The following is a 19,856-nucleotide window of genomic DNA, read 5'->3' on the forward strand; positions in this document are numbered from 1 at the left end:
CGAACGCGGCGCTGCCTTTTGCGTATCGGGGGGTTCTGGTTCAATATGCCCGCTACCCTTTGCTTCTTCCAATCTGCTCGCGTCGACCCTTAACTCGCCCGAAGCCTGGGCCAAGTCAGCGTCGAGCCAGCGCTGAACCCGCGCTTAGCCAGCGCCGGGCCGGCCTCGACGTCCCGGTACGCGCTACCATCAGCGACCTTATCCAGCGAGAACCCTTCATGAATGCGTCCACGCTCGACCTGCTGCGCAAACGGGTGACTGAACAGCCCGGCGACGATCAGGCCTGGCACGCCCTTGCGATTCATGCGTTTGAAGCCGGCCAGTGGCGCGACGCCGTCTCGAACCTCGAAACCGCCATCGCGGCGCGGCCCGATCAGGGGCTGTACTATCGCGACCTGGCCGAGATCTGTCGTCGCACCGGCGACCTGCCCAAGGCGATCGCGATGGGCCGCCGCGCCACCTCGCTGATGCCGGACGACGTGGGCGCACATCTGAACTTCGGGCTGGCCTGCTTCGAGGCGCATGACGACACGCAGGCGGTCGAGGCCTTCACTCGCGCGCTCGAGGTCGACCCGAACCAAGCCGCGGCCTGGAACAACCTCGGGGCCGTGCGTGAACGCCGCGGCGATGCACAAGGCGCGCTTGCGGCGTACCAGCAGGCCGCGGCACTCGACCCCGGCAATGCGCAGGCATTGAACAACGCTGGCGCGCTCCACGTCGCCGCCGGTGATCACGCGGAGGCGCGACGCGCGTTCGAAGCCGCGCTGACAGCAAGCCCCGGTTTTGCCGAAGCGCACTACAACCTGTCTTCGCTCAAGCACTACAACCGCAACGATCCGCACATTCCGATTCTCGAAGCCATGCGAGCGCGGCGCGCCGAGCTACCCATTGGTTCGCGCGTGCGCCTGTGCTTCGCGCTAGGCAAGGCGCTCGAGGACATCGGTCGCTATGACGAGGCGTTTTTCGCCTACGCGGAGGGCAACGCGATCCACCGTGCGACGTTGTCCGGCGCGGTCGAACAGGAGCAGGAGACACGTGTCTTACTCGACGCGATGGTCGGGGTGTTCGATGTGCCCTACTTCGCGCGACATCAGGCTGCAGCACACGACACCCGCAAGACGCACAACGGGCCGGTGCCCATCTTTATCGTCGGCATGCCGCGCTCCGGCACGACCCTGCTCGAGCAAATGCTCGCGAGTCATCCCGACGTGTACGGCGCTGGTGAGCTGAATGCGCTCACCGATGCCATCGCCCAGGCGACAGGCTCGGCCGGAACATTGCAGCCGTCTGCCCTGGCACAGCTTGGCGATGAAGGCCTGGCGCGAATCGGGCGTCTCTATCTCGAGAACATCCAGCGCATCGCGCCTGGCCGTGCCTTCGTGGTCGACAAGATGCCCGCCAACTTTTTCTTCGTTGGCCTGATCCGTCTCGCGTTGCCGCAGGCGAAGATCATTCACGCGTCGCGGGATGCGCTCGATACGTGCTTTTCATGCTTCGCCCGATTGTTCGCGGACCGTATGGACTACACGTACGACCTGCGCTCGCTCGGCCGCTATTACCGCGGATACGAACGCGTGATGACCCATTGGCGCTCCGTTCTGCCCACCGATGCGTTTCTCGATGTGCCGTATGAACACGTCGTCGAGCACACTAAAGCGCAGGCTGAACGCATGCTCGACTACATCGGTCTGCCATGGCATGACGGCGTGCTGTCCTTTCATGAGAACACGCGTACGGTCAAAACAGCGAGCGCGGCCCAGGTGCGCGAGCCCATTTATACGCGATCGATTCATCGCTGGAAGCAGTTTGCGCGTCATCTCGGCCCCCTCATCGAGATCGTCAAAGGCAACGCGGATGACAGCCTGCCTACGGCAGACGGCAAGGCACAGGTTGCCCAGGCACTGACCGAACTCGCGCAGCGCTACGTCGATGAGGGCATGGGGCGCGATGCGGAAATTCTCTTGCGAGATGTCATTTCGTCGTTCCCGAACGATGCCTATGCAGTGCATCTGCTGGGCGTCGCGCTGTATCAGACGCAGCGTGTCGACGAAGGCATGGCGTTGGTCGAACGTGCCGTCGAACTCGCCCCCGGCACGCCGCTGTTCCGAAGCAATCTCGCCGAAATGTATCGCCGCAAGGGACAGTTCGACATGGCGATCCACCACGGAAGCGCGGCTGTGGAACTCGATCCGCATTCCGCGAGCGCACGGTCCAATCTGGGCATCGCCTTGTTTGATGCGCATCGCCTCGACGAAGCCGAGACCCAGCATCGACGTGCATTGGGCCTGGACGTTCAGCTTGCGCAATCGATGAATAACCTCGGCAGCATTGCGCGCGAGCGCGGCGAGCTCGACCAGGCCGTCGAGTGGTACCGCAAGGCGGTCGAGACGCAGCCCGACTACGCTGAGGCTGTTTCCAACCTCGGCGGCGCGCTCGTCGAACAAGACACGCTCGAGCAGGCCGAACCGGTGATCGACAAAGCGCTGTCGCTGAACCCGCGGCATGCCGAAGCCTGGTACAACCTCGGGCTGCTGCGCTTCAAGCAAGCGCGGCTCGAGGAAGCTTCGAAACATGTGCAGCGCGCCCTGGAGATCGCGCCCGCCTACACCAAGGCGCTGATCGCGTACGGGCGCATCGCGCGCGAACAAGGTCTGATCGATAACGCTTACGCCATCCTGCAAGCAGCAGTGAGGCGCGACGCGACCAACGCGGCCGCATGGACGCAACTCGGCGAGGTCTGCGTGGAACTCGAGCACATCACCGAGGCCGAAAATGCATTCGGCGAAGCGCTGCGTCTCGACCCCGACTCCGGCGATGCACTGACCGCGCTCTGCAATCTGCACGTCGAGCACGGCCGGATCGATCAGGCCGTCGACGCGCTCGAGCGTTTTCTTGCATCCCACCCGGATCATCTCGGCGCGCGTCTCGCGCTGATTCAGGCCCGCAAAGTGACGCCGGGCGACAGCAACGTCGCGACGCTCGAAGCCATGCTCAGTGACGAGTCCAATCCCGAACAGCGTCTGGCGATCCACTACGCGCTCGGCAAGGCCTACGACGATATGCGCGTTTGGGACACGGCGTTTCCTCACTATCTCGAAGGCGCCCGGATCAAGCGTTCGCGACTGACGTACGACAGCCAGCAAGAGCGCGCTCATGTCGACCACATCATGCAGGTCGTTTCGCAAGGCTTTATCGACCGGTTTCGCGGTGAAGGAGACCCTTCGCGCGCACCCGTCTTTGTATTGGGCATGCCGCGTTCGGGCACGACGTTGACGGAGCAGATCCTCGCGAGCCACCCCGACGTTCACGGCGCCGGCGAACTGCGCGATCTGATGGACGTATTCCAGCAGCCCATTGCGAGCGCAGGCACGCAGCTACGGTTTCCGGACAACCTGGTTCACGCCACCCCCGAGGACTTTACTCACAAGGGCGCTGAGTATGTGCGCCGGCTTCGTGCGCGCGCACCGAATGCGCTTCGCATGACTGACAAGATGCCGGCCAACTATATGTTGCTGGGACTGATACCTTTGGTGTTGCCCAACGCAAAGATCATCCATGTCAGGCGCAATCCTGTGGATACGTGCTTGTCGTGCTTTACGCGACTCTTCACGCGCCATCAGGATGCGACCTATGACCTGCGCGAACTGGGCCTTCACTACGTGAACTACGCGCGGCTTATGGATCACTGGCGCGCGGTGCTGCCGCAAGGGAGCTTTATCGAGGTGCAGTATGAAGATCTGGTCGCCGACATCGAGACCCAGGCGCGGCGCCTCATCGACTATGTCGAGCTGCCCTGGAACGACGCCTGTCTCGACTTCCACAAGACTCAGCGTGCCATTCGCACGGCGAGCGTGACGCAGGTGCGCCAGCCTATCTATTCAAGCTCGGTAGAACGATGGAAACATTACGAGCGCTATCTCGGACCGTTGCTCGAAGCATTGGGCGACTACGTGAAGGCCTGAGGCACAGTTCGGGGCGTGAGGTCATGAGCGTCGGCGAATGCCAGTCAGGCGAGACGAGGTCCGGGGACGTGAGGTACGCGGCGCAACGACGCCACGGACTTGCTGGAATGACGCGGATGCCAATGCCGATGCCGATGATGGCACTGGCACTCGGACTGGTGCTGTCACTGAGCGCATGCTCGCTGCTACCCAGTCCGGCAGACCGTTATGAGCGCGCCGATCAGCTCGCATCATCGAAAGGCTGGCAGCACGAGCAATGGAACGCAGGCGCGTTTCAGATCGCTCTCTGGATGCCGGCGCTGCACATATCGCCCGAACGTCTGTCGATCTATATCGAAGGCGACGGCCTCGCGTGGGTGAGCCCGTCGTCGCCGTCCGATGATCCGACGCCCGTCGATCCCATCGCGCTTCGGCTTGCCCTTGCGCAGCCTTCGGGGCGCGCGGTGTATCTTGCGCGGCCGTGCCAGTACGTCGATGCCGAACACACGTCGTGCTCGTCAGCTTACTGGACCTCAAGGCGCTTCTCGGACGATGCCGTCCGCGCGACCGACGAAGTCGTTTCGCATCTCAAGCGCGTCTCAGGGGCCGGACACCTCACATTGATTGGCTATTCCGGCGGCGGCGCCATCGCCGCGCTGGTCGCCGCACGCCGCACTGACGTCGACCGTCTCGTGACCGTCGCAGGCAATCTCGATCCTCGTGCATGGGCCGAGCAACAAGGACTCCGCCCGCTCGACGGCTCGCTCGACCCAGTCGACGACGTCCAGCCACTCGCTGGCATTTCACAGTGGCATTTTGTCGGCGGGCGCGACACCGTCGTACCCGCCGCCCTCACCCAGTCTTTCGCCGACCGGTTTGCGCCTGCACAGCGCCCGACTGTGATCACGATCGACGAATTCGGACACGCATGCTGCTGGGCCGATCGCTGGCCCGCGCTGTGGACGACTTACCTCGCCCAGCCGTCCGTCGCAAACGGCAAGGCACCTTGACCGTGTCGAGTCTCAGTGTGCGTCGCCCCGGGGCCGGAGTCCAGGCCCCGCTCCGGGCTCGAGTCTGCGCGCGAATCCGCATCGGAACCCGATGGCCTGAATCCACGTCTGGGTCTGGCCCAACGCAGGAGTGCACACGGGTCTGCGTCCCCTCCGGCGTATCATCGCGAAGAATCTGCACGGTACCGCTTGCGCTGTCAGGTTCGCCCCGCTCCCGCTTGAATGCCGCGCCGTCTCCGATATGAGTGCCTCCCCGGTGGTTCCCCTTCACGATTTGTTGCGCGATATCCGCGCGTGCACGATCTGTGCGCCGTTTTTACCGCATGGTTGCCGTCCAGTCGTCGCGGCATCGGAGCACGCGCGCGTTTTGATCATCGGCCAGGCGCCGGGTGCGAAGGTCCACGCCTCAGGCGTTCCATGGAGCGATGCCAGCGGCGCCCGCCTGAGAAACTGGTTAGGCGTCGACGACACCACGTTCTACGACGACTCGAAGATCGCGCTGGTGCCGATGGGCTTTTGCTTCCCCGGACGCGGAGCGAGCGGCGACCTGCCGCCCCGGCCCGAATGCGCGGCGCGCTGGCACAGCGAATTGCTTGCGCATATGCGCTCTATCAGGCTGACCGTGCTGATCGGGCAATACGCGCTGCGATATGGCCTCGGCAACGCATACCGTTCGACGTTGACCGATACGCTGTTAGGGTGGCGGGAACTTGGGCCCAACGTCATGCCCTTGCCCCATCCGTCGCCGCGCAACATTGCGTGGTTCAAGCGCAATCCATGGTTCGAAGCTGACGTATTGCCGACTTTGCGTGAGCGCGTGGCGCTGGCCTTGTCAGCCCCCGTGTAGTCCGAGTTCGTCTGGTCCGCCGATTCTTCCGCTTCCGTGTCGATCCTGCGACGCGTCGTTCGTCGTGGTTCTGAAACCGGCAGGATCGACGGGCTACGTTTGGCCGTTGCCCACGTCGGCCGTCAACGCAGTTCACTCAGGAGAAGCACAGTGGAAACACTCGACAATCCGGTTCTGCAGGTCCTCGATGACTACAAGGCAGCCGTACTGGCACAGGACGTCGACGCATTCGTCAGCCTGTATGACCCGGACCTTTCCGTCTTCGATATGTGGGGCGTCTGGTCATACGACGGTATCGGGCCCTGGCGGGACATGGTGGCCGGCTGGTTCGGCTCACTCGGCACGGACCGTGTGATCGTCGATTTCAGCGACACCCGGGTCGTGAGCGGGCAAGACGTTTGCGTCCTGCACACCTTCATGAAGTTCAAAGCCGTAGACCCCGCCGGTGTCGAGTTAAGGTCGATGGACAATCGCCTCACCGTCACGCTCAGGCGCGCCGGGGAAGCGTGGAAAATCGTCCATCAACATTCGTCCTGCCCGGTCGACCCGAAAACGATCGCCGTGATGTTCAAGCGCTGATATTCAAGCGGTCAAGTTCGAGCGCGGATGTTCAAGTGCTAAACCGACACACCGCGTTCAGACCCACTGATCGAGTTCGACGGTGCGCTCGGTGGCTTCGCCGTCACCTGTGTTGACGACGCCATGCGGCTCGATCAGCAGCAGTTTGACTTCGGTTTGCGCGCGAGGCCGATGCTCGACGCCTTTGGGCACCACGGCCATGTGCCCCGCATGCAGCACGATCGTCCCGTCGCCCGACGGCGCACCGCGAAAGTCGATATGCAACTCTCCTTCGAGCACGATAAACGTCTCGTCGGTATCGCTGTGCTTGTGCCAGACAAAGTCGCCGTCGAGTTTCGCGACCTTGAACTGGTAGTCGTTCATTTCGGCAATGACGCGTTGCTGCCAGTAGCCGTCGATGTGGTCGATCTTGCTGATCGGGTCAATGGTCCGGCACTGGCCGCGGTCGGCCGGCGCCGTGGGTGTGGCTGTCGCTTGAGACATCGTTCTCTCCGCTCGATGTGGGAGGTTGCAGAAGGGGCTGCATCAAGCATAGGCAGCCCGTCGAGCGGGAGATAGAACGTTCGTGCAGCGGCTACGCCGACTCCGCGTTCACGCCGAGCTCGTCGAACCGTTTGACCTTGTAGATCACCGCGGACACCAGCCAGCTGGCCGCGAACACGGCAATGATGCCGTAGCCCACGAGCCCGAAGTTATCGTTGAGCATGCCCACGGCATCCCAGAACGCGCCGCTCAGATGCAGCTTGTCCGCCAGCAGACCCAGTCCTTCGATACTGCCGACGACGATCGCGACGAGCACCGAGATCGAGGTAATCGTGATGTTGTAGTACAGCTTGCGAACGGGTTTGACGAATGCCCAACCGTACGCGCCGAGCATCAGAATGCCGTCGGTCGTGTCGACCAGCGTCATGCCCGCCGTGAACAAAGCGGGAAACACCAGAATCGACCAGATCGGCATGCCGTGCGCGGCGCCGGCCGCCGAGATCCCGAGCAGCCCGACTTCCGTTGCGGTGTCGAATCCGAGCCCGAACAGAAAGCCGAGGAAGTACATATGCCAGCTTTTGTTCACGAGCCCGAACATCGGCCGGAAAATACGGGCGAGAAAACCGCGATTGCCGAGCAGCAAATCGAAGTCTTCCTCGGCGTACGGCTCGCCTCGGCGCACGCGTCCAAACGCCTTGACGACCGAACGCAGGATCACAAGATTCATCAAGGCAATGGCAAACAGGAAGAACGTCGACACCAGTGTGCCGATCAGGCCGCCGATCTCCTTGAAACCGTCGAGGCGGCCTTGAAGCGCGAGCGCGGTCGCAGCGATACCCACGGACGCAAGCACGACAATCGTCGAATGGCCCAGCGAGAACATCAGACCGACCGTGACCGGCCGTTTGTCTGCCTGCATGAGCTTGCGCGTGACGTTGTCGATCGCGGCGATGTGGTCGGCGTCGACCGCATGACGCAGACCAAATGAGTATGCGAGCAGACAGGTGCCCATCAACAGCGGATAGTGGCGAAACGCCGCGAACGCCCAGATCCAGGCGCCGATATTGAATGCGATCAGGAGCGAGTAGACGCCGGTGACCTTCTGCCGCAGGTTGCCGCGATCATCCGCAAACACCGCTCGAATCGGGTCCATCATCGCTGTCTCCGCAGAATGGATGTCGATATGATCGGCACGTGGCTGCCGGATAACATCGAATTCAGGCCCGAATAATACCTTTTTCAAAAAACATCACACGGCATTTGTTCGAATACGATACTCAGATATAGCTGCCCTACACTTTGGCGCACGACATCCGCCATTCGGCTTCCGATTTTCGACGCGAGAACTGCGATGCAAAGAATCACGATCACGATAGACGACGATCTGCTAACCGTTGTCGACCAGCTGATGCTGGAGCGCGGCTACACGAGCCGTTCGGAGGCCATCCGCGATATCGTGCGCGAACGCGGTTCTCGCGAACAGACGCAAACGCCCGATCAATTATGCGTGGCGACGCTGTCCTACGTGTACGACCACGCGACGCGCGACCTCGCACGTCGAGTCACGCAGGCGCATCACGACCATCACGATCTGGCGGTCGCCAGCCTGCGCGTGCATCTCGACCACGAAAGCTGCCTGGAGTCGTCGGTGCTCAGAGGGAGCGCACAGGATATTGCAAAGTTCGCCGACGGCCTGTCGAGCCAGCGGGGAGTGCGCTACGCGCAGCTTCACACCATCCCGGTCACGCTCGAACGCGCCGAGCATCATCACGGGCACGGGAAGAGTCATCACGATCATCTGCACGTGTAGGTCGAACGTATCGGCAGAGCCTCAGGACCGCCCTCATACGGACGGTCTGCGACCAGAACGCACCGAGACCGCGGTGAATATGGAGTCGTGCCTTATCGGGGATCGGTGGCTTGGTTCGCGGGCGCGGTAGTCACAGCTGGCTCCATCCGGCGAATCGATACCAACCCGACCTTCAGACCGAACATCTTCGCAATGCTGTTGAGTGACTCGACAGTCGGATTGCCCGTTCCGCTTTCGATATCCTGGATCACGCGACGGCTTACGCCTCGATGCGCCGCGAATTCCGCTTGAGTCAGCCCTGTCATTTTCCGCATCGCCTTCATGGCTTCAGGAAGATTCAACTCGTTTCGCGCGAGCCTGTCGTAGAAGTCGCGGCGCATGGCATTCTGCTCGTCGCGAGTCGGTTTGTTCCGGCGGGGCATGTTGAGCCTCCAGCGGTTAAAGGGCTTGGAGTTGGCGGACCTGCGTGTCGATGGACGGCATCAAAAACTCGATGATGTCGTGATCGACGTTCTGTGCTTCCATCGTGTCAGGCAGGCGTTCGACTTGTCCGGCAAACTCATGCAACCCGGAAGCGAGTCGAACCAATTCGTCTCTCGACATGTTCATCATGTCGAGCACGTCGGCCCAATTTGTCAGTTCCACCCCTGTGTCCGGCCGATACCACCGCAGCGCACGTGGAATCAACTCGGGGTCGAGGTACATCGGGGCGAAGTCAAACAATGGCGTGAGCTGGACCTTGCCATCAATCGATTGAACTGCCGTGTTTCGCGCATGATTGTCTGTGTTGCGCATCGCAAGATTGAGCACGTCGCGCTTGATGAACTCAAGTGTCTCGCCAGCAGGGTCAGTGACCACCTTCCGCAACGCGGTGACGACTTCGAAGAGGCTCGGGCGCAGGTCAAATCCACGCAAGCCGAGGAGCGACGCCGCGCTCTCCTGATGGAAACGCCTGACCTTGCCCTCGCTCACGGACCGGTCGAAACGCGGCACGAGTAAAACGTCGCCATGCAGCGTCGGCAGATCCGGATGTGTGCGGATACCCAGCCGGGACGCCACCTGCATATAGGCTGCCTCATTGCGGAGCACCTTGACGTCGGCCGCGCTCGTACCACGAGGCAGCTTCGCGATGAAGTGCCGGACGGCTTCGTCGTCCGGCAGCACGGCATCGCCGTGCAAAAGTCCTGCCCGGTCCTGAGTCAAAAGATATTTAGGTGCCGCGCCCTGGACGCCTGTGGTGCCTGTGCCAAGCATCCCATGGAGGAACATCCTTTCCTTGAATTCGATGCTGCGTGCTACGACGTCGTCGATTGTCAGACCGGGCAGGCCCACTGCATCCGGATGCCGCGCCACATGCGTTTCAAAGTATTGAACCGCCTCGGCGATGCGAATCCGACCAATCGGATTGAAAGCACCGGCACATATCAAGGGGAAGTCTGCGTCAGGGCCATCAGGTAGTTTCAGTTCGCCAAGCAAAAAGCGTCGGCCGCTGCCCTGCGGGACCAAGTCGTATAGAAAAGCCGGCATGGTCGAACTCGCGCGAATCTGGATGTCGACAGGTTCGATCAGCGACAGCGCCGCGTCGGCATGGTCGACAACGTACTCCACCGCATAGTCCCATTGACATAGCGCGCCGGTGAACTGGATCAGCGCGGCGTCAACCCATCGATCACCGAGAAAAATCTGCAGTGTGCATTCCATTGGCAGCTCCATATGCCGCATAAATGTAGCACATTAAGCCAATACTTGTCTTATACGCCTCTTATATGTGACTTTTATCCTGATAGCCCGTCAAACCTTTCTCCCTCGACGACTCCGCCCTATCGCCACAAAGCGGCATTCCACAAACCGCCGTTCAGGACTGAAACGTCTGCACATGGTGGCAGTTCGTGCAGTGAACGGCGCCAAACAAGGCATCGCTCATTGAACCGCCGGGCGAATGGAGTTCCCCTTGAAGTACTGCCCACGGAATCACGCTATATCGATGAGGGTGGTTCGGATCGGCGTAGTAGATGTTTTCCTGAGCATCGACGCCGAAGATCACGATCGCATGAAGACCTCCGAAGCTGGCCTTCGCATCGTATTTGTAGACGTATCCCGTTTGGTTCGGGAACGGATCGGGGGCGTAGTCCATGTCCATAAGCGACGTGCCCGGGCGGTTGACGCTCGCGTACAAAGGGCCGTAGGTCGCCAAGCTGGTCTCGACGAATGCCGCATCGTAGTTCGCGCCGGCCAGCGGAAGGGGGGCAATCAAGCCCGGCACGAAGGCCTGCAGGACGTCGAATCGTTCATCGGACCCTGCGGATTCCCACTTGCGCTTGAGCGACCTCAGATGTTCGCGCTCAGGGCTCGCACCATCTTCCGCCGTCATCCGGCTGATCAGGTTTTTCAGCACTGAACGATAGTCATAGGGCTCTTTCGCCTTTGCGAGCGCCGTAATGGTCTTGCGAAGCTCGTGCAGTTCCTTCCATTCGTTGTGGTAAGTCTGCTCGGGATCGATCATGCCGTGAAAGCGCAGCATCATCTTCGCTGCGGTGTACCAGCATGTCGGGCCCTTCTGGGCGCCGATCGTGGGAATAAGGTAGCGGATTGCCATCGAGGATTCTCTGTAGAAACGGCGACGGCGGTTCGAACACGGCATTGGGCGTCGCTCACCCACAGCAAACACCTGGGGCGAGCGAATATTCCCGTGCGATGAATCCCCGCATCCGACATCGAACCCTTGAACCCGCGCGGACACCCTTGGCGGGTCGGTCCGTTCCAATGAATACGGCGGGCGTCTAACGATCGAAGAGCTCAGCGGTGCCATCTCGGTGTGAAGCGGTGTCACGAAGTACCTACCGTCGATTTCTCCTCTGCCGGGCAAGCGCTATCGGATTTATTGCATCGTTTTTTGACTAATCTGACCATGTCGCTTTTGCTCGCGCGCCCGCGCCGGCTGGCCCCGTCTGGAAGACTGCGAATGGTATCCTTGCGTGCCTCCGCGCGCTTCGGGAGGGTTGCTTCACCGAGTCTCTCACCGCCAGCCAAAGAATATTCAGCCAACGTGATATCCAATATCCACATCGAGAATTACAAATCGATCATTGACCTTCCCCTCGAACTGGGGCGTGTCAACGTATTCATTGGCGAGAACGGGGCAGGGAAGAGCAACATACTTGAAGCTATCGCGCTGGCAGGTGCTGCAGCGGCTAACAAGCTTGACAATGAGTTTCTCGCGTCGCGTGGCATTCGAGTTGTACGTCCGGCTGACATGCGCCCTGCGTTCACCGGGAATGATCCGAAAATAGCTATCACGGTGACCGCCACGGCGGAAAACGGCGGCCGCATCGGCTATTCCATTGCAAATGACAATAAGCCCTACTCTAAATGGCGTGCAACTGCCCTACTGGATCCAAACTTGGGCGGAGCGGAATTTATCGCCAGGATATCGTCGACGTTGACGCGAATTGCACCGAAGCGAAGTCCCAAAGTCTCTGAAAACAATGCCGTTGGTACCGACGGAATTAAGAAGATCGCCAATGCGGACACGCCCGCGCTGGAGGATCTTGTGCGTGTTCTTAAGTCTTTAGACGAAAAACTGACTCCCATTCTTGCCGAAGCAGACAAGGGAGAGTTTTCGGAGCCACGCTCCATTGAGCTTTCCCAATCGGAAGGAGCAATTCTGTCCGAAGCGCTTCTGGCGACACAAGATCGAGATGCCCAACGCGAACTGAGCGAATTTGTTACATACTCGCCGGAGAATTCCGTGCTACGCGCGTCGCATGCAGAAGCGCAAATCGAACCGCTTGGTATCAAAGGTGAGGGTGTTTCCAAATTATTCGCCTTCTACCTTAGTGAAGCGCTTGGCGGCAAAGACATCGACGAAGAATCTGTCCACCGCGCCCGATCGTTACTGGATTCAGTGGACCGCTCACTACGCATGCTCGGTTGGTTCGATGGCCTGCGACTTGGAAAAGAGAAGCAAGAAGATTCACTTGAATTGCGCGACTACTACGTCGAAGAAGAAGGTCGACATTTTGAGCTATCGAGCGCGAACGAAGGATTTTTCTTTCTTCTTTTTTATTTCCTACTGTTTTCCAGTAATTTGACGCCCGCATTTTTTGCAATCGACAACATCGATGCCTCGCTTAATCCGGCATTGTGCCGCAATTTGGTTAGCGAACTCGTCATTCTGGCCAAGAAGCACGATAAGCAAGTCATTCTCACGACGCACAATCCCGCGATTCTGGATGGATTGAATCTGGATGACGACGAGCAGCGACTGTTTGTCGTGAGTCGGAATATGGACGGAGAGACGTGTGCAGAAAGAATTCGCAAGCCAAAGTCCTTCGAGAATCTCCCCCATCTGAAAATGTCAGAAGCATTTATGCGTGGCCTGATTGGCGGACTTCCAACGAAATTCTAAATGAAGAAGATTGCGCTTGTTTGTGAAGGCGGAACCGATCAAAGATTCCTTGAAGCACTTCTGAATGGAATATACGGCAACGACGTCACGACTCTTCCGATTCAACCTGTGCTTGATGCCACCGATAAAAATCGCCAAGGCGACTTCGGTGGATGGGAAAACGTCTTTGCATTCTTTGAACGTCCGACCGCGGTTTACGAAGTATTTTCGATGAACGATCATTTAATCGTTCAAATCGACACCGACGTCTGCGAGCACGAAAACTTTGCAATCAAAAAGCAAGTCGAAGGTCGTGATAAAACGGTTATAGAACTTGTGGCGGATGTGCGAGATAAAATCATTAAAAAAATCGGGATCGAAGTTTTCGAGAAATTCAAAAATCGCATAACGTTCGCGATTTGCGTCCATTCACTCGAATGCTGGATATTGCCTCTGTACGCAAAGAAACCGGCGGATATTATCGCCATTCTTAATTGCGAAGCTCGCCTTCATACCGCGTTCGCGGCCGACAACAAGAAGTACGAAAAGAATTCGACCTTCTATAGAAAGCATTGCAAACCGATTAGAAAGGCTGACGGATTCAAAGCGTGCTACGAAAACAACGAGAGCTTTAGAATCTTCGTCGATTCGCTACCCAAGTTCGAAGAAGACCCCGAAAACGCGTGCTTAGCCGAGGCCTGATTTCGGTCGACATAGTCAATGCGAAGCCACAAACTCCGCCCCCGGAAACGCGGCGGGGATCGCAAAACTCTCCCGCATCCGTTTCGCTTCCGCGCTCGGCGACAGTCCGAATAGGCGCTTGAACTCCCTGCTGAACTGCGACGGGCTCGTGTAGCCCACGGCATGACTCGCGACCTCGGCCGTCAGCGATTCACGGACCATCAGCAATCGGGCCTGATGCAGGCGTGTCGACTTCACGTACTGCATCGGCGACGTCTGCGTGACGGACCGGAAATGGCTGTGAAACGTCGGCACGCTCATTCCCGCTTCTTCCGCGAGTTGCGTGATGTCGAGCGGCTGCGCATAGCCCGCGTGGATCAATCGAAGTGCTCTGCCGATCTTCCCGAACTGCCCTCGCATCGCCAGCGCCTCGCGCATGGCACTCCCCTGCGCGCCGGTCAGCACGCGGAAATACAGCTCGCGTAACAGGCTCGGCCCCAGCACGGCAGCCTCGAGCGGACAATGCAAGGCCTCCAGAAAACGCAACACCGACACCTGCATCTGCGCATCCATCGGTGTCGACATCATGCTCTGCGCAGCCTGCTCGACACCGCATGCGCCCTCGCGATCGATCTGCTCCGCCAGCTCGGCGGCCATCGCAAAGTCGAGATGCAGATAAAGCGCGAGCAGCGGATGATCGGACGTCGCCTCGGTTTCCATCGTGAACGGAACAGGCGCCGACACCGCCAGATAGTGACGCTCGTCGTAAAGATAGAGCGCGTCGCCGAAGTACCCCTTTTTCCGTCCCTGACAGACGATCACGATGCCCGGGTCATACAGCACGGGCGTACGTGACAACGCGCGGTCCGACCGCAAGATACGCACGCTTGGCAGCGCTGTGAGGTTGTAGCCCTCGAGCGGCGCCAGCTCGCGCAGCAGGGCGATCATGCGGCGCTGAATGGCCGGCGACACATCGGGATCGACATCGGTGGCTTGCGAAGGACTCATATTTTTAGGCAAGAAAGTCAGCGAAATGCGCCTTATACGCTGCCACCAATCAAACTAACATGCAATCTCCAATTTGCAACTGCAACAGGAGAAGCACATGGCTTCGAACAAGATTCTGCTTATCACCGGCGTCAGCAGCGGTTTTGGCCGTGCGCTCGCCCAAGAAGCGCTCGCGGCGGACCACACGGTCGTCGGCACGGTCAGAAGCGAAGAGGCGAAGCGCGACTTCCAATCACTCGCTGCGGGTTCAGCGTACGCACGTGTGCTCGACGTGACGGACTTCGAGGCGATCGACGGTGTGATCGCGGAGATTGAGCAGAGCGTCGGCCCCATCGACGTGCTGGTCAATAACGCAGGCTACGGACACGAGGGGGTGATGGAGGAATCGCCTCTGTCAGAGATGCGACGTCAGTTCGACGTCAACGTCTTCGGCGCCGTGGCCATGATGAAGGGCGTACTGCCGTTCATGCGCACACGACGCCGCGGACACATCCTGAACATCACATCGATGGGTGGCCACATCACGCTGCCGGGCATCACGTACTACTGCGGCAGCAAGTTCGCGCTCGAGGGCATCTCGGAGGCGCTTGGCAAAGAGGTCAAGGCTTTGGGTATTGCCGTGACCGCGGTCGCGCCCGGCTCGTTCCGCACCGACTGGGCGGGCCGCTCGATGACCCGCACACCGCGTTCGATCGCCGACTACGACGCGATCTTCGATCCGGTGCGCAAGGCGCGCGAAGAGAAAAGCGGCAAGCAACTGGGCGATCCCGTGAAAGCCGCGCGCGCCATGCTCGCCGCCATCGCCTCGGACCACCCGCCCGCGCATCTTCTGCTGGGTAGCGACGCGCTGACACTCGTGCGTGCGAAGTTATCCGCTTTTGATAAGGAAATCCGCGCTTGGGAAACGGTCACCGCTTCGACCGATGGCTAAGCGTCGACAACGCGAGGTCGCGTTGCGACATGACCGTTCTGGACGAGGAAGAGATGGGTGCCCGAGACGCGGCAGCCGTTTCGATGGACGCCGAAGCGCGAGGACACGCACGCATCATCACACGCCGATTCGAGAACGCGCACGACACAGCGCGTTCCGAATCGGCGCCATCACATCGCTTTGGACGCCGGATTCGCCCGCATCAATTCCGTCAACGCATCGAGGTCCACCGGCTTGACAAGATGGGCATCAAACCCGGCCTCTTGCGATTTACGGAGGTCTTCATCCTGCGACCAGCCACTCATGGCAATCAGCAGCATGTTCTTGCCCCAGGACTGTGTTCGTATGCGGCGTGCGGCTTCGTGGCCGCTCAAACCCGGTAAGCCGATGTCCATGATCACGACGTCGGGACGATAGTGTTCGGCAGCCGCCACCGCCTGGATCCCGTCGTGAACCGTATGGGTCTCGTGCCCGGCGATTTCCAGGAGTGAGGCCATCGACCATGCGGAATCCACATCGTCATCGACAACGAGCGCCCTGCGAACCACGCTGCGAGCGGTGGCCGACTCGGACATCACGACAGCCGGCACGGACAGGAGAGGCACAGCCTCCGATTCCGCTCCCGCAGCGATCGGCAATCGCACGATGAATTCGCTTCCTGCCTGACTCGATACTTCGACCGTGCCGTGATGCAGCTCGACGAGACGTTTGACGAGCGTCAGTCCGATGCCGAGGCCGCCTCGCGAGCGCTCGAGCGATGCGTCGACCTGCACGAACAAATCGAATATCGAGGGCAACATGTGCGAAGGGATGCCGATGCCGTCGTCCCTCACGCTGATACGCACTTCGTTGTCACCGGGAAATACAGTGATCCACACATGCCCGCCGGGCTCGGTGTATTTGCAGGCATTGCTCAGCAGGTTCCCGAACACCTGAGCAAGCCGAACCGGATCGGCATCGAGATAAATCGCCTCATCCGGGACATGCAGCACGATCTCGCGCTTCATATCCTCGCCGATCGGGCGGCCCATTTCCACCGCGTCCCGCAGGATCGTACCCAGCTCGATGCGCTCCACGCGCAGCCTCAGCTTGCCGTGCGTGATGCGATTCATATCGAGCAGATCTTCGACAAGCCGCACGAAGTGCCGCAATTGCCGGTCCATCCGCTCTTGTGCTTCCCACGCGAGACGACTGTCGGCTTCATGACGCCGGATGATGCTCATCGAGTTGCCGAGCGTCGCCAGGGGTCCGCGCAGCTCGTGCGCGAGGATCGTCAGGAATTCGTCCTTGCGGCGATCCGCTTCGCGAAGCGCCTGTTCACTCGCTTCAATGAGCTTGCGCGCGCGAACCTGATTCGAAATGTCCCTGAAATAGCAGACCACGCCGTCGCCACCGTCCGGCAGCGCGATGCGATCGAGCCTCCACTCGTAGTATTCGACATCGCCACGATCGATGCGCCGCTCGGACCATTCCGGAACGACGGTAGGCTCGCCCGTTAAGAGCGTATGGCGGAACCGGCCGACGATTTCATCGGCTTTCTCTTTGTTCCATAGCACGCGGATCACATCGTCGAAATGACGACCCACAACGCCACCCGGTACATCACCAAAGACCGGGCGCGCCATCGGATTGACTTCACGCACGCACAGGTTGCCGTCAACGAGATAGACGCCGATCGGCGCCTGATCGAGCAGCGTCTTGAACTGAATGCTGCTCTGGCGCAGTGCCTCCTGGGCCTGCTTTCTGAACTGCGCCATCTTCAGATGCGTGCCGACCCGCGCGAGCAGTTCACGTGCACTGAACGGCTTGATCAGATAGTCGTCCGCCCCCGCCTCGACGCCTTCGCTCCGGCTCTCCTCACCCGCACGCGCCGACAACATGATGACGGGCAGGCCCGCGGTCTTCGGATCGCGGCGCAGTGCCTCGAGCAGCCCGAACCCATCGAGGCGCGGCATCATCACGTCGGTCAGGATCAGGTCCGGATGTCGACGCCCGATCGCTTCGAGCGCCGCAACGCCGTCCGCTGCGGTTTCGACGTCGTAGTGCGTTGCGAGCAGACGGTTCAGGTACTGCCGGATATCGGCGTTGTCGTCGACGACCAGCACGTACGCAGGCCTGTGGTCGTGTGTCGCGTGTAGCGCCGCACGGGAAGCGGAGGCTGTGGCGGATGCAGGGAACCCGGATGATGCCGGGGCCTCGCCATCCGACGACATCGACGTCATCGCATTCGACATCTCATCCGGTAACCACCGTAGTGCCTCCTCGACGAACGGTCGCGAACCCACGCCCGGCAAATCGACCGAACCGCGTGTGCCGACGCGATCCGCCGGAAGATGGTCGCGACCCATCGGGATCGACACGATGAAGGTGCTGCCCTCGCCCAACCGGCTCTCGACCTGCAAGGTGCCGCCGTGCTGCTTGACCAGTTCAAGCGTCAAAGCGAGGCCGATACCCGTGCCCTCATGCGTTCGACCGGGTGCGCCCGCCACACGATGAAACCGATCGAACACGCGCGGAACCTCTTCGGACGAAATACCGGTGCCGGTGTCCTGCACGCGCAATTCCACCGCGTTGCCGCGCGCATGAAGGCTCACGCGAATACCGCCCTCGAATGTGAACTTGAACGCATTCGACAGCAGGTTCAGGACAATCTTCTCCCACATCCCGTGATCGACGAACACCCTCCGATTCAACGTGCCGCAGTCGACAGTCAGCGTCAGTCCTGCCCGTTCACAGGCGGAACGAAATACGGCCGCAAGGTCCTCTGTCATCGCCGCCAGGTCTGTCTCTTCGTACGTGGCCTCGACACGCCCGGCCTCGATGCGCGAGAAATCGAGCAAGCTGTTGACCAGGCGCAGCAGGCGCAGACCGTTGCGCTCGACATTCTGCAAATCATCACGCACAGCTGCACTCACGGCGCCGGGACGAGACATGAGGTCTTCAACCAGCCCCAGCATCAGCGTCAGCGGTGTCCGGAATTCGTGACTGACATTAGAGAAGAACGCGGTCTTCGCGCGATCGAGTTCGGCCAGCGTTTCCGCACGCTTTCGTTCTTCTTCGTAAGCACGCGCGTTGGCGATCGCGGTTGCAACCTGAGTCCGGGTCAGTTCGAGAAAGTCGCGATATCGCTCATCCCATCGGAGTCGCGCACTCACCCCGGCGACCATCAAACCTGCGGGCTCGCCCGGGCGGTTCGACGGGATCTTCATGATGAACGCGGAGTCCGGCGGATCGCTCCACGGTCCGCTTGGCACATCAGCAAATCGCCGGCTCAGACCTTCGACGAGCACCGCGCCGTCCCGGAGTGCTTCGTCAAACGGCCAGGGCTTGTTGTGTCCGCCGTCGAAGTCCACGTAGGCGGGGCAGCAATCCTGCCCGGGTTCAACACCCGCATAGGCGGCGAGGCGGGCACGCTGTGCGGTCGAGTCGAGCACATAGAGCAGAACGAACGGGACGTCCTTGTCGTGCGTCGCAAACACCTCGGCCGTTAGTGCGCATGCGTCGTCCGCCGTCTTCGCTTCCGCAACTCGCGCGCCGAGCTCACTAAGCAGAACGAGCCGACGCTCGCCCACGACCTTTTGCGTGATCTCGTTGACCGTACCCAGCACGCCACCAATTCCGCCCTCGGCGGTTTCGTCCGGTACGGGGCTGTAGGCGATCGTGAAATGACTCTCTTCACGGAACCCGTGCCGGTCGACCTCAAGAAGAATGTCTTCATCCCATGTCGCCGGGCCACCGCGAAACGGCCGCTCGACCAGCGGTCCGATCACATGCCAGATCTCGGCCCATCCTTCGCTGCCCGGCAAGCCGAGCGCGCGGTCCGGATGCTTGACTCCGGGGATCGGAATATAGGCATCGTTATAGAACTGCACGTACGAAGGCCCCCACCACAGGATTTGGGGGAAGCGGTTGGCCAGGACGATAGGAAGCACTGCGCGCAACGTGGGTGACCAGCCAGACACCGGGCCCAATGGCGTCTTTGCCCAGTCGAAGTCGCGGATCCGCGCCGCCATCTCGTTGCCGACGGCTTCGCCATCAACATGCGTGAGCGCGCCAGAGTCGAGTCCGTCAACGCAGGCTTGCGCCGGCTCGACGTGAACTCGGCTTATGACGTCAGAACCCCTGTGCGTGTGTCTTGCAGACAATCCGTGTCTCCCGACTGGCGAACCCGCCTGCTAG

At 60.5% G+C, this 19,856-nt stretch carries 15 protein-coding genes; 8 read left to right on the plus strand and 7 right to left on the minus strand.

Annotated elements, in window-relative coordinates:
- Nucleotides 1-218 precede the first annotated feature (218 nt).
- The 4 genes from ACMFWR_RS26185 to ACMFWR_RS26200 all read left to right on the plus strand — a co-directional run bounded on the left by ACMFWR_RS26185 (nt 219) and on the right by ACMFWR_RS26200 (nt 6,377).
- Nucleotides 219-3,962 carry a sulfotransferase gene (locus ACMFWR_RS26185; RefSeq protein ID WP_413195293.1) on the plus strand — a complete coding sequence of 1,248 codons (3,744 nt, stop codon included), beginning with the start codon at nt 219-221 and terminating at the stop codon, nt 3,960-3,962.
- Nucleotides 3,963-4,069: 107 nt separating this feature from the next.
- Nucleotides 4,070-4,951, plus strand: coding sequence for an alpha/beta hydrolase (locus tag ACMFWR_RS26190; RefSeq protein WP_413195294.1), 882 nt, complete (start codon nt 4,070-4,072; stop codon nt 4,949-4,951).
- 241 nt (nt 4,952-5,192) lie between these two features.
- Entirely contained in the window at nt 5,193-5,798 is a 606-nt protein-coding gene (locus tag ACMFWR_RS26195; RefSeq protein ID WP_413195295.1) for a uracil-DNA glycosylase family protein, read from the plus strand.
- 36 nt (nt 5,799-5,834) lie between these two features.
- Nucleotides 5,835-6,377: a YybH family protein gene (locus ACMFWR_RS26200; protein WP_413195296.1), complete on the plus strand. Its 543-nt coding sequence runs from the start codon at nt 5,835-5,837 to the stop codon at nt 6,375-6,377.
- A 57-nt stretch (nt 6,378-6,434) separates the two neighbouring features.
- Here ACMFWR_RS26200 and ACMFWR_RS26205 read toward each other — a convergent pair whose 3' ends face one another.
- Together ACMFWR_RS26205 and ACMFWR_RS26210 are read right to left on the minus strand one after the other, a co-directional pair.
- Nucleotides 6,435-6,860 carry a cupin domain-containing protein gene (locus ACMFWR_RS26205; RefSeq protein WP_413195297.1) on the minus strand — a complete coding sequence of 142 codons (426 nt, stop codon included), beginning with the start codon at nt 6,858-6,860 and terminating at the stop codon, nt 6,435-6,437.
- Between the two features lie 91 nt (nt 6,861-6,951).
- A complete protein-coding gene (locus ACMFWR_RS26210) occupies nt 6,952-8,016 on the minus strand; it encodes a HoxN/HupN/NixA family nickel/cobalt transporter (RefSeq protein ID WP_413195298.1) in 1,065 nt (354 codons plus the stop codon).
- Nucleotides 8,017-8,211: 195 nt separating this feature from the next.
- On the opposite strand from ACMFWR_RS26210, the gene nikR reads away from it, so the two are divergent.
- A complete protein-coding gene (gene nikR / locus ACMFWR_RS26215; protein ID WP_413195299.1) occupies nt 8,212-8,670 on the plus strand; it encodes a nickel-responsive transcriptional regulator NikR in 459 nt (152 codons plus the stop codon).
- A gap of 92 nt (nt 8,671-8,762) precedes the next feature.
- On the opposite strand, the gene ACMFWR_RS26220 is transcribed toward nikR, so the two are convergent.
- The 3 genes from ACMFWR_RS26220 to ACMFWR_RS26230 form a co-directional block, all read right to left on the minus strand.
- On the minus strand, nt 8,763-9,092 hold the full coding sequence (locus ACMFWR_RS26220) for a helix-turn-helix domain-containing protein (protein ID WP_413195300.1): 330 nt from the start codon (nt 9,090-9,092) through the stop codon (nt 8,763-8,765).
- A 16-nt stretch (nt 9,093-9,108) separates the two neighbouring features.
- Nucleotides 9,109-10,392 carry a type II toxin-antitoxin system HipA family toxin gene (locus tag ACMFWR_RS26225; protein WP_413195301.1) on the minus strand — a complete coding sequence of 428 codons (1,284 nt, stop codon included), beginning with the start codon at nt 10,390-10,392 and terminating at the stop codon, nt 9,109-9,111.
- 133 nt (nt 10,393-10,525) lie between these two features.
- The gene (locus tag ACMFWR_RS26230) at nt 10,526-11,266 is read right to left on the minus strand and encodes a hypothetical protein (RefSeq protein ID WP_413195302.1); all 741 of its coding nucleotides are present in this window, start codon (nt 11,264-11,266) and stop codon (nt 10,526-10,528) included.
- A 366-nt stretch (nt 11,267-11,632) separates the two neighbouring features.
- Between ACMFWR_RS26230 and ACMFWR_RS26235 the strand changes: the two genes are divergently transcribed.
- Both ACMFWR_RS26235 and ACMFWR_RS26240 read left to right on the plus strand, forming a co-directional pair.
- Nucleotides 11,633-13,078, plus strand: a complete 1,446-nt coding sequence (locus ACMFWR_RS26235) for an AAA family ATPase (RefSeq protein ID WP_413195303.1) — start codon at nt 11,633-11,635, stop codon at nt 13,076-13,078.
- Nucleotides 13,079-13,759, plus strand: coding sequence for a hypothetical protein (locus ACMFWR_RS26240; protein ID WP_413195304.1), 681 nt, complete (start codon nt 13,079-13,081; stop codon nt 13,757-13,759). It abuts the gene before it with no gap.
- 15 nt (nt 13,760-13,774) lie between these two features.
- On the opposite strand, the gene ACMFWR_RS26245 is transcribed toward ACMFWR_RS26240, so the two are convergent.
- Nucleotides 13,775-14,746: an AraC family transcriptional regulator N-terminal domain-containing protein gene (locus ACMFWR_RS26245; RefSeq protein ID WP_413195305.1), complete on the minus strand. Its 972-nt coding sequence runs from the start codon at nt 14,744-14,746 to the stop codon at nt 13,775-13,777.
- A 97-nt stretch (nt 14,747-14,843) separates the two neighbouring features.
- On the opposite strand from ACMFWR_RS26245, the gene ACMFWR_RS26250 reads away from it, so the two are divergent.
- Nucleotides 14,844-15,677 (plus strand): oxidoreductase, encoded by an 834-nt coding sequence (locus ACMFWR_RS26250; RefSeq protein ID WP_413195306.1) that lies wholly within the window; start codon nt 14,844-14,846, stop codon nt 15,675-15,677.
- Nucleotides 15,678-15,847: 170 nt separating this feature from the next.
- Here the strand turns inward: ACMFWR_RS26250 and ACMFWR_RS26255 are convergent, their stop codons facing one another.
- Nucleotides 15,848-19,690, minus strand: coding sequence for an ATP-binding protein (locus ACMFWR_RS26255; protein WP_413195307.1), 3,843 nt, complete (start codon nt 19,688-19,690; stop codon nt 15,848-15,850).
- Nucleotides 19,691-19,856: the final 166 nt, after the last annotated feature.

This window comes from Pararobbsia alpina (assembly GCF_965118125.1).
Lineage (GTDB): Bacteria > Pseudomonadota > Gammaproteobacteria > Burkholderiales > Burkholderiaceae > Pararobbsia > Pararobbsia alpina_A.

What these genes read in the sequence shown, in the direction of transcription:
- ACMFWR_RS26190 (WP_413195294.1), top strand. Translation starts at nt 4,070, where the DNA reads ATGACGCGGATGCCAATGCCGATGCCGATGATGGCACTGGCACTCGGA.
- ACMFWR_RS26230 (WP_413195302.1), bottom strand. Translation starts at nt 11,266, where the DNA reads ATGGCAATCCGCTACCTTATTCCCACGATCGGCGCCCAGAAGGGCCCG.
- ACMFWR_RS26255 (WP_413195307.1), bottom strand. Translation starts at nt 19,690, where the DNA reads ATGGCGGCGCGGATCCGCGACTTCGACTGGGCAAAGACGCCATTGGGC.
- ACMFWR_RS26195 (WP_413195295.1), top strand. Translation starts at nt 5,193, where the DNA reads ATGAGTGCCTCCCCGGTGGTTCCCCTTCACGATTTGTTGCGCGATATC.
- nikR (WP_413195299.1), top strand. Translation starts at nt 8,212, where the DNA reads ATGCAAAGAATCACGATCACGATAGACGACGATCTGCTAACCGTTGTC.
- ACMFWR_RS26225 (WP_413195301.1), bottom strand. Translation starts at nt 10,392, where the DNA reads ATGCGGCATATGGAGCTGCCAATGGAATGCACACTGCAGATTTTTCTC.
- ACMFWR_RS26220 (WP_413195300.1), bottom strand. Translation starts at nt 9,092, where the DNA reads ATGCCCCGCCGGAACAAACCGACTCGCGACGAGCAGAATGCCATGCGC.
- ACMFWR_RS26250 (WP_413195306.1), top strand. Translation starts at nt 14,844, where the DNA reads ATGGCTTCGAACAAGATTCTGCTTATCACCGGCGTCAGCAGCGGTTTT.
- ACMFWR_RS26210 (WP_413195298.1), bottom strand. Translation starts at nt 8,016, where the DNA reads ATGATGGACCCGATTCGAGCGGTGTTTGCGGATGATCGCGGCAACCTG.
- ACMFWR_RS26185 (WP_413195293.1), top strand. Translation starts at nt 219, where the DNA reads ATGAATGCGTCCACGCTCGACCTGCTGCGCAAACGGGTGACTGAACAG.
- ACMFWR_RS26245 (WP_413195305.1), bottom strand. Translation starts at nt 14,746, where the DNA reads ATGAGTCCTTCGCAAGCCACCGATGTCGATCCCGATGTGTCGCCGGCC.
- ACMFWR_RS26240 (WP_413195304.1), top strand. Translation starts at nt 13,079, where the DNA reads ATGAAGAAGATTGCGCTTGTTTGTGAAGGCGGAACCGATCAAAGATTC.
- ACMFWR_RS26205 (WP_413195297.1), bottom strand. Translation starts at nt 6,860, where the DNA reads ATGTCTCAAGCGACAGCCACACCCACGGCGCCGGCCGACCGCGGCCAG.
- ACMFWR_RS26235 (WP_413195303.1), top strand. Translation starts at nt 11,633, where the DNA reads ATGGTATCCTTGCGTGCCTCCGCGCGCTTCGGGAGGGTTGCTTCACCG.